The organism is Virgibacillus carmonensis (genome assembly GCF_057836705.1).
In genome coordinates, this window is the sequence record NZ_JBYQFJ010000004.1 from 146,724 (window position 1) to 162,137 (window position 15,414).

The following is a 15,414-nucleotide window of genomic DNA, read 5'->3' on the forward strand; positions in this document are numbered from 1 at the left end:
AACTCTACATGCCTAAAATGAAAACCCATAAAGGTTCTCAAAAACGTTTTAAAAGAACCGGATCTGGAAAATTAAAACGTTCACACGCTTACACAAGCCATATGTTTGCAAATAAATCACAAAAACAAAAACGTAAGTTACGTAAATCTACACTTGTATCAGCAGGAGACTACAAACGCATCAAAGCAATGCTGCCAAAGTAAGCTGTTATAATATGCTACTACTAAACTAAAATTAAATGGATATACAATGATATAGATTTGTATTAGGAGGGAATTAATATGCCACGTGTAAAAGGTGGAACAGTTACGCGCGCTCGTCGTAAACGCGTACTAAAACTTGCAAAAGGGTATTATGGTTCAAAACGTACACTATTTAAAACAGCTAAACAACAAGTAATGAAATCAGGTCAGTATGCTTATCGTGACCGTAGACAGAAAAAACGTGATTTCCGTAAACTATGGATCACACGTATTAATGCTGCAGCACGCATACACGATATTTCATACAGCAAATTGATGCACGGATTAAAAGTTGCTGGTATTGAAGTAAACCGTAAAATGTTGTCTGACTTAGCTATTAATGATGAAAAAGCTTTCGGTCAACTTGCAGAAAAAGCAAAATCAGCTATTAAATAAGAAAAGCGGAAGCGCCTGGTTAGGGGTGACACGAATAAGTAAGGAGCCGTAGAGCACACGAACTTTTGTGCTCGGAGTGTCCATTGCTTATGTCGCGAACCCCTAGGCGCTGTAGCTAGACAATAATTTATGGAAAAAGACCAAATTCATTAACTGATTTGGTCTTTTTTTATACTGATAAGAACGATAAACTTTTAGTGGATATCAGTATAAATGCAACTAAGGCTTTCGCCGATGAGTCAAGTTTTCTAATAAACAAGCAGAGGAATAATCTTATGAATATAGAAATGGTAATTATTTGGTATCTTGTCATCATAAATATAATCGCTTTTGTTTTTATGGGAATCGATAAAAAAAGGGCAATAAAGCAAAAATGGCGTGTACCTGAAAAAAGATTTTGGATAATGGCTATCATAGGTGGATCCATAGGTGCAATGATTGGAATGAGTTATTTTAGACATAAAACGAAGCATCGATCATTCAAAATTGGTATGCCTTTCATTTTTATTATACAAATTGTGATTGCATTTATCGCAATTTAAGGGGAGTAACCAGTACCTGCTAAACTCAAAAATGGAAGTTTAGACCGGGGATTAGTGGTGGGGATACCAGCCTGCACAAGCCAAGGTTGGTTCAATTAACAATCAGTGGATAGAACGAAAAAAAGCCATTGAATGAAGTTTCACTTTATTATTCTTTCCATGTCATAAAGGCTCGTCTTATGTCATATACATGTACTAAGTGGTTTTTAACATGCTGCAATGGTTGGCAGAGGCAAACAGAGGAGGCATGGTATGGAGCTGTTTGGTAGTTATCTAATGGCAGCGGTTGAAACAGGAGGTATTTTCGCACCACTATTATTCATCAGTTTTCATTTACTAAGACCATTGTTTTTCCTTCCAGTAGTATTTATCTGTATTTCAGGTGGAATACTGTTTGGTGCAGTGGCAGGAACTGTGTATTCGATTATAGGTATTACGTTATCAAGTGTAGGCTTCTATGGAGTTATTCGCTGGATGCCAAAGACGTTTAAAAAACTTGTTCTTTTAAAAGGAAAACTAATTGGGAAGCATTCGGAGCTAACCACTTCACAAATCGCAATCCTTCGTCTTATACCATTTATTCACTTTCACCTGTTATCGTTATGTTTAATTGAAGTGACGCAAGGATTTAAAGATTATACCCGATCATCATTATTAACGAACATCCCTTTAGCATTTATTTATACATCAATAGGGAAATGGATTTCGAACTTATCCCCTTTTTATATCATCGTGTTTCTGCTTTCATTGTTACCGCTTATTTATATTTTAAGAAGAAAAGAAGTTATTATTAAATGGAATGAGTTTTTTCCAATACGTACGTAAGAAAAGAAGGAATCCTGCACGATGGATTCCTCCTTTCTTACGAGAAAGGAAAGTATAAGCTTTGGCGATTATCTGTCTAGGCGCGAGCAAAGCACTCACACTGAACCGCCCCTGAGCTTTTCTTACGTACGTATTTATTTTAATCAAGAGGGGTTAGTACCAGTTTATTCACAGGATGCTTCCATTCAATCTTGGCATACGGATATCGAATTAGCATTTCCTCTTCCAAAAAGTATAAATCATCCCGTGTAAACCCCTTCAGTTCCATTGGTTCATGAACAAACACATGTATATCTACTACTTCAAAGGCTTGCTCGGTTGTACCCAGATATTTTTCTCCTTCAAACGAACAACCTTTATAAACAAACTGGATATTTTTTTTGTTATTTTCCCGTTCATCCAAAAGGTAGAAGTCATAATTGGTTTTGGCGATGTTCAATCTCCGTTTTGGATTTCGATAATATTGATAAAACGTGTAGACGAGAAGAATAATCGAAACCAATATTAAAACTCGAAATAAAATAATAATCATATTCCACCGTCCCCTTGAAAGTTTATTACTCTTTAATACGATAGAAGCCTAGTTCAGGTTTCACATTTCGAAAGTTTTTCATGATACAATCATACTAAAAGTGAAACGAGGGATAAAGTATGGACTGGGATAAACTATTTTCGATGCAAAAACAGCTTGATCGTCATATCGAAGAGAAGCATGATATCGATAAAAGTAAACTATTTGAATCGAAATATCTTGCATTACTAGTTGAATTAGGAGAGCTTGCAAACGAGACGAGATGCTTCAAATTTTGGAGTACAAAGGCACCAAGCGAAAGGAACATCATTCTTGAAGAATATGTTGATGGTCTTCATTTTATCTTATCACTAGGAATTGAAAAAGGTTATCAATACGTATCACGTAACAATTATTCAACCAAAGGACATGCAACCGATCAATTTAATAATTTGTACCGTCAATGTGTATTGTTTCATGAGAATACAACACACACAAACTATTTGAATATGTTCCATAGTTTTTTGATTTTAGGTGGCATTTTAGGCTTTGATGAGAAGGCAATTATGGATGCATATAAAAAGAAAAATGAAAAGAATTATCTGAGACAAGAGCAAGGGTACTAGTAAATGTTTTGTTATTTTTCTAAATAAAGTTATAATTGATAATGGATTAACTTTAAGGAGGAATAAATACATATGCCAAAATTAGATGAAACACTAACAATGTTTAAAGACTTAACAGATGCAAAAGGTATTCCAGGAAATGAAAAAGAAGCTAGAGATGTTATGGAGAAATATATTAAACCATATGCAGATGAAGTTTTTACGGACAACCTTGGAAGCTTAATTGCTAAGAAAATTGGTGATGAAAAAGGACCTAAAATAATGGTTGCTGGCCACCTTGATGAAGTTGGATTCATGATTACACGAATTGATGACAAAGGTTTTATTTATTTCCAAACAGTTGGTGGATGGTGGAGCCAAGTAATGCTTGCGCAACGCGTTACCATTATGACGAATAAAGGGGACGTGACAGGTATTATTGGATCACAACCTCCACATATTTTATCTCCAGAGGCTCGTAAAAAACCTGTAGATATTAAAGATATGTTTATTGATATTGGTGCATCGAGCAAAGAAGAAGCGCTTGAATTTGGTGTTAAACCTGGTGACTCAGTTGTTCCATATTTTGAATTCACGCAACTAAAGAATGAAAAAATGCTTTTAGCGAAAGCTTGGGATAACCGTATTGGTTGCGCCATTGCTATTGAAGTATTAAAGCAGTTAAAAGGTTCTGATCATCCAAACGTTGTTTATGGTGTTGGTACTATACAAGAAGAAGTAGGATTACGTGGTGCAAAAACTTCTACACACGCAATCAAGCCAGACATCGGTTTCGGTGTTGATGTGGGTATTGCTGGCGATATGCCTGGTGTATCTAATAAAGATGCTGACAGTAAACTTGGCGATGGGCCACAAATCATTTTATATGATGCATCAATGATTTCACATAAAGGTGTACGTGACTTTATCATTGACACTGCTGACGAGCATAATATCCCATACCAATACGCAACAATGGCTGGTGGTGGAACAGACTCAGGTTCCATTCATTTAACAGCAAATGGTGTACCATCGTTATCCATTACAGTCGCTACACGTTACATTCATTCACATGCTGCAATCTTACACAGAGATGACTTTGACAATGCAGTTAAATTGATTGTAGAAGCAATTAAGAAATTAGACAACGACAAAGTAAAAGAAATCGTTTTATCCTAGTAGCATAAAACGATAGGTTGTTTTCTAAGAGTTTGTTGTTATTAAAAGAAAGAGTGTGGCTGTATAGAAAAAAAATGCTTATCAGCAGTGGAAATATGGGAAACTCCTTAGTTAGTCATGATGAAAGTAGGGACAGGTCATCACCTGCTGTTCACATGCCTATCTATTTGTACGCCGTTGAGCCGTAGCTAGACGGAGTATATTTTCATTGTGGCGTTATAAACAACAATTTTTACTATAAGGGCCAAACTATAAAAAGAACAGTAGCGAAAAATTGCTACTGTTCTTTTTGGTTAAGTAAGATAACCATTCATTACCTTCTTGACATAGTTTTGCGTTTCCTCAAACGGTGGTACTCCTTGATACTTATCAACGTTACCTGGTCCTGCATTGTATGCTGCTAATGCTAATTCAATATTTCCATTATAGCGATGTAACATTTGGCTTAGATACTTTGTTCCACCTTCAATGTTCTGAGATGGATCTAACGGATTACCAACACCAAGGCCTCGAGCAGTTGCTGGCATTAATTGCATAAGTCCGAGTGCTCCAACACTGCTTTTCGCATTAGTATGGTAGTTTGACTCCGCTTTAACAACAGAATGAATGAGTTTTTCATCGATACCATATTTATTTGCTTTTTGCGTAATAATCGAATCAAATTGCGTTGGTGAGACGGCACTTCCTGTTGTGTTAGCTGGATTATATGTAGAGATGGAGGGGAAGGGCTTTACACCATTGTATACTGTATTAGTTTGTTGTTTCGTTTCTGCTTGATTTATTCTTTCTTGTAACAGTTGCTTAAAAGCTACATCAATTAAAGGAGAATTATAAGATATTGAGCTATCTGAAGATGACATGATTGACATAGCCTGATATTTAATCATGTTTTGTAAGTTTTGTAATTCCATTAGACTTTCTCCCTTCACTGCTGCTGTCTATATTTTAGCCGTTAGCTAATGCAGATGCAATATAATTTTTTAAGCAGTTTGCTAATGCGGGAAAAGAAAATTAACTTTATAACATTATTGGCTCACTACCAGCCTCAATTAATAGAGTCTGATAGAATGGGTCTGTCCCTATACATAAAATCCGATCACATACATTTATTATTTCATCCATATCATGGGACGTAAAAAGGATCATCGTGTTTTTTTCTTTAGCAAGTTTTCGTAAATAAGCGCTTATTTCATTTTTTGATTTTAAATCAATTCCAACAGTTGGTTCATCTAATAATAAAACTTCAGGATCGTGTATGAGACTAATCGCTAAATTCAACTTTCTTTTCATACCACCAGACAAACGTTTAACTGGTTCTCTCCATTTGTCTAATTTCATATCCACGCACAATTGATGTAGTTCATCGTGTGTTTTTTTTACAGTAGATAACTTTTCAAAAAATACCATGTTTTCTTTAACGGTAAATTCCTCCCAAACGGCAATTTCCTGGGGGACGAATCCTATCTTCCGCCTAATCTTTTTCATGTTTTCATTGAATTTATTACCATGTAGAGATATTGTTCCTTCAGTAGGTTTTGATAACGTTGCTAGAATTCTTAGTAATGTGGATTTGCCAGCACCATTTTCACCAACAAGACCAACGATTTCAGCGGGATTTATCGTGAATGATAGGGAATTTAGTATTCTATGTCTGCCATAAGTTTTGGATAATGATGAAACGTTAAGCATAATGTTCCTCCTTCCGTAAATACCAAATGATAGTTGCGATTAATAAAAAACCTGGCCAAAAGTTTATAATATTACCTGAAAGTATAGGGGCCAATGGATTAACTGCAGTGAACCATGACCACTTCGATAAAATTCCGCTTATTGGTAGGATAGCACCGCTACTTATCATTGTTATTAATGTAATTCCAAAAGAAACCACATAGTAACGGAATGTATTTTTAAATAGAAGTGCTAACAAAAATGCGCCTAGGACAAGGACGATGCGATAACACATCATACCGATAATAAACGAAAGACTAAGTTGTACATCGTGAAGCGAGTAAAAAACAAACAATGTAATACTATCTATTAAAATTAGTAAAAAGCTATAGATACTCAAACTTCTAACTAAATATCCTTTAAAGCTTATGCCCATAAATGCGAACCTCGGTATTACGGCTGACTGATTTCCCCTCACGATCCAGTCAAAGAGAAGCAATGTAGAAAGCATACTGAAGATACTCCAGATACCCCAAATATTCCATAAAGGGATGTCCTCTGTTGTTGATTGTGACGCTACGGGGTTGAAGGCGAAAGAGGTCTGCAGTAAATTTTCCTCTTCTTGTATTTCTTTACTTTTTGAAATGATTTCATCCCATGTCCATTCTGAATCCGATTGATAGGTATCCGCCAGTTCCCTAATAATGTAAGCTGTTTTAGATCGACCTGTTTCTTGCTGAACATAGGACAAAATCATTTCCTTCACAGGTGTATAAGCCAACGATTGATTAGTTTGGTAGCTGGTAATGATTTGATTTCTGTTTCCTTTACGTATCTGATTAGCAAAATCGCTGTGTATGACAAATATACTATCAATTTCGTGCTTTTCTAATTGATATAAAGCAACATCCTTGGTAAGTTCCCTAGCTTTTATAAACGATGTTGAGGAAATTTCATTATATAGTTCCTGTGTAATTTTATTATGGTCTTCAATCACGATGCCTACAGGAATTTTACTGTCATCCTGCACAGCACCTAGAACAGATGTTATACCGAGTGTGGCAATTAAAGGTATGAATAGCCAAAACAGAAGACTTAGCAAATGTTTTTTCATATGTAAAAAACGTGCTTCTATCACACTTTTCATCGCGAAACACGCTCCTTCCAAGTAGATAAACCCAAAAAGATAAGGGAACCACTAAATAAATATAGAGACAAGGGCAGGTAATCTACATACACACGATTACTTAAAATAATTTCCTGCAACCAATGAAATGCTTGATAAGCAAAGCTATAGTGTAGAATATCCTGGAGATAAATCGGAAAATAGATGGTTGGTACGATTGCACCACTTACCAATAGAAGAATTCCTGTATAAATAGACTGTGTCAATAATCGAATTTTTGGTGCTGTTAAAATGATTTCAATAATTGCCAGTCCAAATAAAAAAACAAAACTGTAAATGACTGTTAATATGACAATCTTTCTATAGTCGCTAAAAAAAAGTTGTATATCGCAAAACGTAATTAGTCCATAAAGAGTAAAATTAGTAAATAAGATGGTTGCCATCCATGATACGATTATTTTAGCCACCAATTGATGGGTCTGTGACACACTGTATAATCGCATGCGACTTTTCATGCGTGATTCTTCTTCTCTCGTTAGAATAGAGTAAAAGGTAAACAACCAAACCGTAATGATAATAAATAAACCACCGAGCCCATAGTACTTTACAGGAGAACTTGAAGCATTAATCGTCAGTGCTTCTTCATCTAGAATTTTATCTTTTCCTAATGTATAAAATACAAATTCAGTAAACTGCTTTAATAAAAAGTCATTACGTGTTTCATCGTCCATTTCTAGCTGCCGAGCATAATAATTGATCGTTAGTATGTTAGCCTGAGCTGTTTTGATGTGACGTGAAACACTATTTATTAGTTCCCTTGCTAAGAAGCTCTCAACAGGTTTATTTGGATTTCCAATTATTTCCAAGTTGACGGATATACCATTATACAAGTTGTCAATAAAGTTTTCTGGAAAAGTTACGTACGCGCTTATACTATTATTTTCAATGGATTGTTTTGCTTCTATTGATGACATGGCTTCCAGTTGAATAAAATTGTGTAATTGGGATGATTCTTCTATTAGTTGAATTACCATCGCTGTTTCCTTTGACCGGTCATGGTCAATTAATCCAACCTGAACGGTATTGTTATCTTCTGGTACGAAAAAAGAGATAACTACATAAGCTGACAATCCAACAAGTATAATAGGGAACAGAAAAAGCAGAGAAAGTGACGGCCACTTCCTCTGTAACTGTTTTATATTATTATTAATAAACAGAAATACGTGCTGAAAGAAAAGCATTTACATACACCCGTTTCTTAAAATCCGTTAAGGTTGCCACCCATAACTCCCATTACCCATTGCTGAAATTGTGGTGCTACTTCCACTTGGAAATACTGCATAATTTCGTCTACGCTCATACTCCCTATATCTTTAACTTCTGGGTCTGCCGGAATTTCTACTTGTTTAATCAATTTCGCATCATTTGCTATGTGAAGACTTAATGCATCTTCGGCCATACCTGGAACTTGAACTGCAAAAGTATGTTCTGAATTCATGTTGTCTTCGTTATAAGTCGCATTACCCGACCAATTTAACCCACCTTGATCTGGTCCAGTTTTGAAGGTAAATACACGTTCAAAGTCTCGTTTTCCATCTTCTAAGGTCGAGTTCCCAGCATAAGCCGCTTCAAACTCACCGGCAACTAGTTCAATAGAGTCTTCTGCCTTATTATCCTTCCAAGATAATTCTCCGGTTACCGTCATTGATGAATCTTGGCCATTTTCAACAGCACCTATTGTATAGTCAAATGTTTGCTCTGTTTCTCCTAGCAATTGTGTGCCACTTATTTCAAATGTTACTAGTTCATTTTCAGAAGGGCCCATAGATAGAGAGAAATTTCGCTTGACTATGAGATCATCATTAATCCAAATGGTAGAATTCATTCCATCTGGTATTTGGAATTTTTCCAGTTCTTTTATTGCATTATCTAAGGTTGTTTCGAATTCATTTATCATTTTATCGATATCGTTTTCTATTGATGGAGCTAGGCTTGAAGAAGAAACTCCCGTACCTAGTGATTGTACTGCAAGCTGTTCCCGAATTATTTCTTTTAATCGCTTATCATCTTTCATTTTCTCCATTACAGATGAAAGAAGGTCTTTTACTTGGCTTTCGTTTAAATGGAACGTTATTTTTTCGGCATTGATTGATTCTGAATTTACTTCTACTGTTTCATCGGTTGCTTTAAATGCACTATCTGGCAATTTCTCATAAATCATTTCCAGATATTCTTTTTTTAAATATTTTTGATCATCTTCAGGTAAAACCTTTGATCCGTTAAAAAATGTATCGAAATCAATTTCTTCTTTGCCATTGTACATATTAGGGTCAACTTCGTGTAATAGTTTACCAATATCTCCCTCGTTAACCTGAAGTAATTCTTTGAGGAAAGGTAGTTCTACCAATAGCTTTTTGGAAGTGAGGTAAAGATTTAACCCATCAACTGTAATTCCACCAAATGCGCCACTGATTTCTGTGGCCATTTTTTTTTCTTTAAGGTCCATAGAATTGCTTACTGTTAATGTTGAATTGTTGATAATCTGCGCTGGTCCAAACGGAGAAAGACCTGCAGCTGGATCATTGTACGCAGCGGAAAGTTCAACTGTCGATTCAATAGGGTTTTCTTTTACTTTTTTCTGCCAATTAATCTCTGGTTCAAACCGATTTTCAAATTGCTTCCCAACTACTTCAAAACTATTCTTTTCTGCTAAAAAATATTTTTGTTTATCAGAAAAATTTAAAAGGACAAAAGCAGCAACACTTCCACCAATAATTAATATTGCGGTAATAATGAAAATTAAAAATCTTTTAGACGAGCCTTTTCTACTGTTATTCCGTGATATTGATTCACTCATGTACCAAAACCTCTTCCTTTACTTTTATAGGTGTACTCATATCTATGATGTGACTTCACGATGAATTACAAACTTATATATAAATTCATTTTACATTGCCAATAGAATTATAGTCAATATGTTCCATTTCAAGATATAAATGTTAAGTGACAATGAGGCGTATACTCTATACTAATAAACGATACAAAATATTTTTTCACCTCTCTATCTATATATGGTATTATCTGTAAATAGTTTTTCAGTAAAGCTACTTGTCATAGGTTAAAAGAAAATAGTAGGGATTTTTAATTATATTTGCAAAAAAGAAGGTAGATGCTATATTTTAGCATCTACCTTCTAGTTTAGCCTTTAGTTGTCGTTTTAACACCTTGTTCTAAAGCGTCTATCATTTCTTTCTTCTCAGTCTCATCTGACTGTTTCCAAATTAATTCGAACATAACGCCTAATCCCGGTAGCATTTTCTCTTCACCATTTTGTATGGCGTCTACAATGGTCTCTTCCAACTGTTCCTGATCATTTGTCGCTATATTTGACAGAATCGCTTTACGAAGGTTCAAATCCATTTTCATCACTCCTTAATAATAGTAATAACTGATTATAGTTTGACCTACAATGTTTGAAATATGTATGATGGTTATATAAATTATGAGGATGCGATTTGATGATAACGTCAATACAAAATGCTCAAGTGAAAAATTGGGCAAAATTAAAAATGAAAAAGTTTCGGATGAAAGCTGGATTATTTTTAGTCGAAGGTGAACATTTAGTTGCAGAGGTGCATACCAGTGATTGGAAGATAGAAGAAATTATTATTCAAGATGGTACAAAGGTTCCTGATATTGCGGATAAATATATGATCACTACTGTATCAGAGAATGTTTTCCAACATATAACAGATACGAAAACACCTCAAGGAATTGCAGCTATTGTTAAGATTAACGAACCAGAGTGGTTTGGCGTTCAAACTGCTCTGTTACTTGATTCCATACAAGACCCTGGTAACCTAGGGACCATGATACGAACAGCTGATGCAGTTGGATTTGATGCTGTTATTATCGGAGATCATTCCGTTGATTTGTACAACAGTAAAGTAATTCGTTCCACTCAAGGATCATTATTTCATATTTCAGTATTTCAAAAAAATTTGGCTTTGAAAATTCCATCTCTTCAAGAAGAAGGGTTTACTGTTTGGGCTACGTCACTGGAAAATGCACAATCATATAAGGAAGCAACAGTTGACAACAAAATGGGCTTGCTTGTTGGGAATGAAGGTAATGGCGTTGACCAACTGTTAATTGATTTAGCAGATTATAATGTGAGTATTCCTATTCATGGCAAAGCTGAATCCTTAAATGTTAGTGTTGCAGCTGGAATTCTTATGTACCATATTAACGGATAACACTTGCAACAAGCGTATTAATTATCTATAATAAAGACAAAATTAGTAAAAGTAAGCTATGAAAGAGAACATTACAATTAAGAAAATAGTTCAGGAAGGAAATGTCTTAGATTGGAAGCATTTCTACTATTTTAATTGGTAATCATTCACTCTGGAGCTGGCACTTAGACCTTGTAAGAAAAGCGCAAGCGCCCGTTTAGTGACGTATGGACTGGACTGAACCGCAGGAGATAAAGGAAACACGGTGAGCATAAGCGAACCGATGTTGACTTATCGTACGGAGGTAAAGGAAGTCCACTAGTCGCTGGGTGCTGGAGCTAGTCATCACAAGTAAAGGTGTCCCGGATTATATCCGTTATCAGGTTCAAGTTGGACATACTTTTGTGTGTCAACAAGGGTGGTACCGCGAAATAACAGCCTCGTCCCTTTATGGACGGGGTTTTTTATATGCAAAAAAGGAGGCTGAAAGCTATGAAAGAAGAATTGGAAACACTCCAGCAAGATGCACTAAATAAAATTAAAGATACAGAGCAATTAAAAGAACTTCAAGATATTCGTGTCGCCTATTTAGGGAAAAAAGGATCACTTACAGGGGTCCTGAGAGGTATGGGTAAGTTATCAAAAGAAGAACGTCCTGTAATCGGTGAAATTGCCAATCGTGTCCGTGAAACAATTACAGGTGCAATAGAGAAAAAAAGCGGTGTTTTACAAGAACAGGCATTAGAGCAACAACTAGCAAAAGAAACGATCGATGTGACTTTACCAGGCCGCCCTGTTCGAGTTGGTGGACCTCATTTGCTGACAACGATTATTGAAGATATTGAAGACTTATTTATTGGAATGGGATTTGAAGTTAGAGAAGGTCCTGAGGTTGAAACAGACTATTTTAACTTTGAGGCATTAAACCTACCAAAGGATCATCCAGCTCGTGATATGCAGGATTCGTTTTATATAACGAACGAACTTTTGTTACGCACACATACGTCACCAGTTCAAGCGCGAACCATGCAAGGATTAAAGGGAAGCAAACCTGTTAAAATGATTTGCCCAGGTAAAGTCTACCGTCGTGATACTGACGATGCGACACACTCCCATCAGTTTACTCAAATTGAAGGACTATATGTGGATAAGCATGTGCGCATGAGTGATCTAAAAGGGATCTTAGATGCATTCGCTAAGAAAATGTTTGGTGAAGATAGAAAAATTCGCCTTAGACCTAGCTTTTTCCCATTTACCGAGCCCTCTGTAGAAATGGATATTTCGTGTAAGGTTTGTAATGGAGAAGGATGTTCTGTTTGTAAGCAAACAGGATGGATTGAAATTTTAGGAGCAGGCATGGTTCATCCGAAGGTGTTAGAAATGGCGGGATATGATTCAGCTGTCTATTCAGGGTTTGCATTTGGAATGGGACCAGATCGGATTGCAATGCTGAAATATGGCATTGATGATATACGTCAATTTTACACAAACGATAAACGTTTCTTGAAACAGTATCATCAAGCATAAAGGAGGGAGATTGCAATGTTAGTATCATTAAATTGGTTACAAAATTATATCGATATTGGAGATATTCAACCAGAAGACCTTGCAGAAAAAATTACCAAGTCAGGTATTGAGGTTGAGGGAATTGAATATGTCGCAGAAAAAAGTGAAAATGTTGTTGTTGGATATGTAACAGAATGTGAGCAGCATCCAAATGCAGACAAATTAAATCTTTGTCAAGTAGACGTTGGGGATGAAACATTACAAATTATTTGTGGGGCACCGAATATTAAACAAGGTCTGAAGGTTGCTGTAGCTAAACCTCAGGCTGTATTGCCAGGGAATTTTAAAATAAAAAAAGTTAAACTACGTGGAATTGAATCAAACGGAATGATCTGTTCCTTACAAGAACTTGGGATTGCTGAAAAGTATGTTCCTAAAAATGTCGCTGATGGGATATTTGTCTTTCCTGATGACGCACAAGTTGGCCAGGATGTAACTTCGTTATTAAATTTAGATGATGCAATTCTGGAGCTGGGTCTAACACCAAACAGGGCAGATTGTTTAAGTATGCTTGGTGTTGTATATGAAGTTGGAGCGCTATTAGATAAACCAATTAATCTACCTGACGAATCATATACGACTAGTAATGAAAGTGCTGAGGACTATCTCTCTGTAACTGTAGAAGATAAAGAACTAGCGCCTTATTATGGAGCATTTGTGGTGAGAAATATTACGGTAAAACCTTCCCCATTATGGATGCGTAATTATCTAATGGCAGCTGGAATCCGTCCGATTAATAATGTTGTGGATATAACAAACTATGTTTTACTTGAATATGGTCAACCTCTACATGCATTTGATTATGATCGTCTAAATTCCAAAGAAATAGTTGTAAGAAAAGCGCATGCTAACGAAACGATCGTTACGCTAGATGATCAGGAACGTAGCCTGACGAACGAACATTTGGTCATTACTAATGGAACAGATCTTGTTGCTCTTGCAGGTGTTATGGGTGGTGCGAATACTGAAGTTAATGATGAAACAACAAACCTTTTAGTGGAGGCTGCATATTTCAATCCAACTTCTGTTAGAAGAACCGTAAACGATACAGGGCTTCGGAGCGAATCAAGCACACGATTTGAAAAAGGTGTAGATCCAAATCGGGTGAAACGTGCGGGAATGCGAGCATGTCAACTTCTGGTGAAATATGCTGATGGGGTTGTTCTTCATACACCCGTTGAATTTAATACTTTAGATGCAAAAGAAAAGAAAGTCTCAATTAAAACAGAAGAAATCAATAAAAAATTAGGTACAGAAATTACACATGAAGAGATTAGAAAAATAGTAACGAAACTTCGCTTTTCCCATGTAGAAGAAGATAATCAATTTCATGTCACGGTTCCTACTCGTCGTGGAGACATTACAATTTTTGAAGATATGCTAGAAGAAGTAGCTCGTATTTATGGCTATGATAATCTGCCGTTTACTTTTCCAACTGGCTACGGTCAGGCGGGATCACTATCAAATCGACAACAATTAAAACGGGATATTAAAGGATTTATGCAAAGTGCTGGACTATCGGAAACCATCACGTATTCCTTAACAAATGAAAAGTATGTCACATCATTTGTCAGTCCAGAAATCAACAAAGACGAAGTATTCCCAGTAAAGCTTGCGATGCCAATGAGTGAGGATCATAGTCATTTACGTTTAAGCTGTGTACCGGAGTTACTTCAAACTGTCGCATATAATAATGCCAGAAATCAAACAAATATTGCCTATTATGAGCTTGGTTCTGTCTTTATTTCTGACGAATCAACTTTGAAAAATCAACCAGATGAGCAACTTCGTTTGGCAGGTGCTATTTCTGGATTATGGCATGAACACCAGTGGCAGCAAGAAAAGAAGCCAGTTGATTTTTATGTCATGAAAGGTGTTGTAGAGGGACTATTTGACTATTTGGATATTACGGTCACCTTTGAACAGACGCAATTACCTGATATGCATCCAGGGCGCTGTGCTAAACTATTTATCGGGGATAAAGCCATAGGTTATATTGGTCAAGTTCACCCAAGAATTGAAAAGAAAATGGATTTGAATGAAACGTATGTTTTTGATATAAATTTAGATGGTGTCATGGAAAGTTATACACATATTGCAAGCTATAAACAGCAATCGAAATATCCTTCAGTAGGAAGAGATATCGCTTTTGTACTGGATGAAAAGGTTCATGCTGGTGACGTGAAAGCAGTAATAGAAGATGTTGGCCAACCGTTGGTTAAAAACGTTCATATTTTTGATGTATATACGGGCGAACATTTACCAGATGGTGAAAAGTCAATCGCATATAGCTTACTGTATCAAGATGATACACGAACGTTGAAAGATGATGAGGTAGAGGAATCATATCAAGCTATTATTGAAGCGGTTAAAGAACGTTTCGGAGCATTCGTACGATCTTAAATAATTAGGCAGTCCCAATTGAGGACTGCCTAATTATTTTTGTTGGAAGTGATATCATTTAAAATTCTTGATAAGTACCTCAAAGTTGTTGCTCACAAAGGTTCATTTTGTGTGCT

General features: G+C 36.0%; 16 protein-coding genes. 9 read left to right on the forward strand and 7 right to left on the reverse strand.

What is annotated here, in order from left to right; all coding sequences use genetic code 11:
- Positions 1–8 precede the first annotated feature (8 nt).
- The 4 genes from rpmI to AC3G7N_RS04780 all read left to right on the forward strand — a co-directional run bounded on the left by rpmI (position 9) and on the right by AC3G7N_RS04780 (position 2,005).
- Complete coding sequence (gene rpmI / locus AC3G7N_RS04765; protein WP_404453472.1) at positions 9–203, forward strand: 50S ribosomal protein L35; 195 nt, start codon at positions 9–11, stop codon at positions 201–203.
- A gap of 78 nt (positions 204–281) precedes the next feature.
- Entirely contained in the window at positions 282–638 is a 357-nt protein-coding gene (gene rplT / locus AC3G7N_RS04770) for a 50S ribosomal protein L20 (RefSeq protein ID WP_089531889.1), read from the forward strand.
- Between the two features lie 275 nt (positions 639–913).
- Positions 914–1,180 carry a DUF1294 domain-containing protein gene (locus tag AC3G7N_RS04775; protein WP_489421001.1) on the forward strand — a complete coding sequence of 89 codons (267 nt, stop codon included), beginning with the start codon at positions 914–916 and terminating at the stop codon, positions 1,178–1,180.
- A 252-nt stretch (positions 1,181–1,432) separates the two neighbouring features.
- Entirely contained in the window at positions 1,433–2,005 is a 573-nt protein-coding gene (locus tag AC3G7N_RS04780; RefSeq protein ID WP_489421002.1) for a TVP38/TMEM64 family protein, read from the forward strand.
- A 139-nt stretch (positions 2,006–2,144) separates the two neighbouring features.
- Here the strand turns inward: AC3G7N_RS04780 and AC3G7N_RS04785 are convergent, their stop codons facing one another.
- On the reverse strand, positions 2,145–2,537 hold the full coding sequence (locus tag AC3G7N_RS04785) for a sigma-w pathway protein ysdB (protein WP_489421003.1): 393 nt from the start codon (positions 2,535–2,537) through the stop codon (positions 2,145–2,147).
- 119 nt (positions 2,538–2,656) lie between these two features.
- On the opposite strand from AC3G7N_RS04785, the gene AC3G7N_RS04790 reads away from it, so the two are divergent.
- Together AC3G7N_RS04790 and AC3G7N_RS04795 are read left to right on the forward strand one after the other, a co-directional pair.
- Positions 2,657–3,142, forward strand: coding sequence for a dUTP diphosphatase (locus AC3G7N_RS04790; protein ID WP_489421004.1), 486 nt, complete (start codon positions 2,657–2,659; stop codon positions 3,140–3,142).
- 72 nt (positions 3,143–3,214) lie between these two features.
- On the forward strand, positions 3,215–4,300 hold the full coding sequence (locus AC3G7N_RS04795; protein ID WP_489421005.1) for a M42 family metallopeptidase: 1,086 nt from the start codon (positions 3,215–3,217) through the stop codon (positions 4,298–4,300).
- A gap of 293 nt (positions 4,301–4,593) precedes the next feature.
- Here the strand turns inward: AC3G7N_RS04795 and AC3G7N_RS04800 are convergent, their stop codons facing one another.
- The 6 genes from AC3G7N_RS04800 to sspI form a co-directional block, all read right to left on the reverse strand.
- Positions 4,594–5,211 carry a lytic transglycosylase domain-containing protein gene (locus AC3G7N_RS04800; protein WP_489421006.1) on the reverse strand — a complete coding sequence of 206 codons (618 nt, stop codon included), beginning with the start codon at positions 5,209–5,211 and terminating at the stop codon, positions 4,594–4,596.
- Positions 5,212–5,317: 106 nt separating this feature from the next.
- The gene (locus tag AC3G7N_RS04805; RefSeq protein ID WP_489421007.1) at positions 5,318–5,989 is read right to left on the reverse strand and encodes an ABC transporter ATP-binding protein; all 672 of its coding nucleotides are present in this window, start codon (positions 5,987–5,989) and stop codon (positions 5,318–5,320) included.
- A complete protein-coding gene (locus tag AC3G7N_RS04810; protein WP_489421008.1) occupies positions 5,982–7,115 on the reverse strand; it encodes an ABC transporter permease in 1,134 nt (377 codons plus the stop codon). The genes AC3G7N_RS04805 and AC3G7N_RS04810 overlap by 8 nt, the downstream gene beginning before the upstream one ends.
- Entirely contained in the window at positions 7,112–8,335 is a 1,224-nt protein-coding gene (locus AC3G7N_RS04815) for an ABC transporter permease (protein WP_489421009.1), read from the reverse strand. Before AC3G7N_RS04815 ends, AC3G7N_RS04810 begins: the two co-directional genes overlap by 4 nt.
- Before the next feature lie 17 nt (positions 8,336–8,352).
- Complete coding sequence (locus AC3G7N_RS04820; protein WP_489421010.1) at positions 8,353–9,951, reverse strand: hypothetical protein; 1,599 nt, start codon at positions 9,949–9,951, stop codon at positions 8,353–8,355.
- A gap of 341 nt (positions 9,952–10,292) precedes the next feature.
- Positions 10,293–10,514 (reverse strand): small acid-soluble spore protein SspI, encoded by a 222-nt coding sequence (gene sspI, locus AC3G7N_RS04825; protein WP_489421011.1) that lies wholly within the window; start codon positions 10,512–10,514, stop codon positions 10,293–10,295.
- A 98-nt stretch (positions 10,515–10,612) separates the two neighbouring features.
- Here sspI and AC3G7N_RS04830 point away from each other — a divergent pair, with 98 nt between their 5' ends.
- The 3 genes from AC3G7N_RS04830 to pheT all read left to right on the forward strand — a co-directional run bounded on the left by AC3G7N_RS04830 (position 10,613) and on the right by pheT (position 15,298).
- Positions 10,613–11,350 (forward strand): TrmH family RNA methyltransferase, encoded by a 738-nt coding sequence (locus tag AC3G7N_RS04830; RefSeq protein ID WP_489421012.1) that lies wholly within the window; start codon positions 10,613–10,615, stop codon positions 11,348–11,350.
- Positions 11,351–11,821: 471 nt separating this feature from the next.
- Positions 11,822–12,856: a phenylalanine--tRNA ligase subunit alpha gene (gene pheS / locus AC3G7N_RS04835; RefSeq protein ID WP_489421013.1), complete on the forward strand. Its 1,035-nt coding sequence runs from the start codon at positions 11,822–11,824 to the stop codon at positions 12,854–12,856.
- Between the two features lie 15 nt (positions 12,857–12,871).
- Positions 12,872–15,298 carry a phenylalanine--tRNA ligase subunit beta gene (pheT, locus tag AC3G7N_RS04840; protein ID WP_489421014.1) on the forward strand — a complete coding sequence of 809 codons (2,427 nt, stop codon included), beginning with the start codon at positions 12,872–12,874 and terminating at the stop codon, positions 15,296–15,298.
- Positions 15,299–15,414 lie beyond the last annotated feature (116 nt).

Bases quoted from the DNA above. Each gene is read 5' to 3' on its own strand.
- rpmI (WP_404453472.1), top strand. From the start codon at position 9: ATGCCTAAAATGAAAACCCATAAAGGTTCTCAAAAACGTTTTAAAAGA.
- rplT (WP_089531889.1), top strand. From the start codon at position 282: ATGCCACGTGTAAAAGGTGGAACAGTTACGCGCGCTCGTCGTAAACGC.
- AC3G7N_RS04775 (WP_489421001.1), top strand. From the start codon at position 914: ATGAATATAGAAATGGTAATTATTTGGTATCTTGTCATCATAAATATA.
- AC3G7N_RS04780 (WP_489421002.1), top strand. From the start codon at position 1,433: ATGGAGCTGTTTGGTAGTTATCTAATGGCAGCGGTTGAAACAGGAGGT.
- AC3G7N_RS04785 (WP_489421003.1), bottom strand. From the start codon at position 2,537: ATGATTATTATTTTATTTCGAGTTTTAATATTGGTTTCGATTATTCTT.
- AC3G7N_RS04790 (WP_489421004.1), top strand. From the start codon at position 2,657: ATGGACTGGGATAAACTATTTTCGATGCAAAAACAGCTTGATCGTCAT.
- AC3G7N_RS04795 (WP_489421005.1), top strand. From the start codon at position 3,215: ATGCCAAAATTAGATGAAACACTAACAATGTTTAAAGACTTAACAGAT.
- AC3G7N_RS04800 (WP_489421006.1), bottom strand. From the start codon at position 5,211: ATGGAATTACAAAACTTACAAAACATGATTAAATATCAGGCTATGTCA.
- AC3G7N_RS04805 (WP_489421007.1), bottom strand. From the start codon at position 5,989: ATGCTTAACGTTTCATCATTATCCAAAACTTATGGCAGACATAGAATA.
- AC3G7N_RS04810 (WP_489421008.1), bottom strand. From the start codon at position 7,115: ATGAAAAGTGTGATAGAAGCACGTTTTTTACATATGAAAAAACATTTG.
- AC3G7N_RS04815 (WP_489421009.1), bottom strand. From the start codon at position 8,335: ATGCTTTTCTTTCAGCACGTATTTCTGTTTATTAATAATAATATAAAA.
- AC3G7N_RS04820 (WP_489421010.1), bottom strand. From the start codon at position 9,951: ATGAGTGAATCAATATCACGGAATAACAGTAGAAAAGGCTCGTCTAAA.
- sspI (WP_489421011.1), bottom strand. From the start codon at position 10,514: ATGGATTTGAACCTTCGTAAAGCGATTCTGTCAAATATAGCGACAAAT.
- AC3G7N_RS04830 (WP_489421012.1), top strand. From the start codon at position 10,613: ATGATAACGTCAATACAAAATGCTCAAGTGAAAAATTGGGCAAAATTA.
- pheS (WP_489421013.1), top strand. From the start codon at position 11,822: ATGAAAGAAGAATTGGAAACACTCCAGCAAGATGCACTAAATAAAATT.
- pheT (WP_489421014.1), top strand. From the start codon at position 12,872: ATGTTAGTATCATTAAATTGGTTACAAAATTATATCGATATTGGAGAT.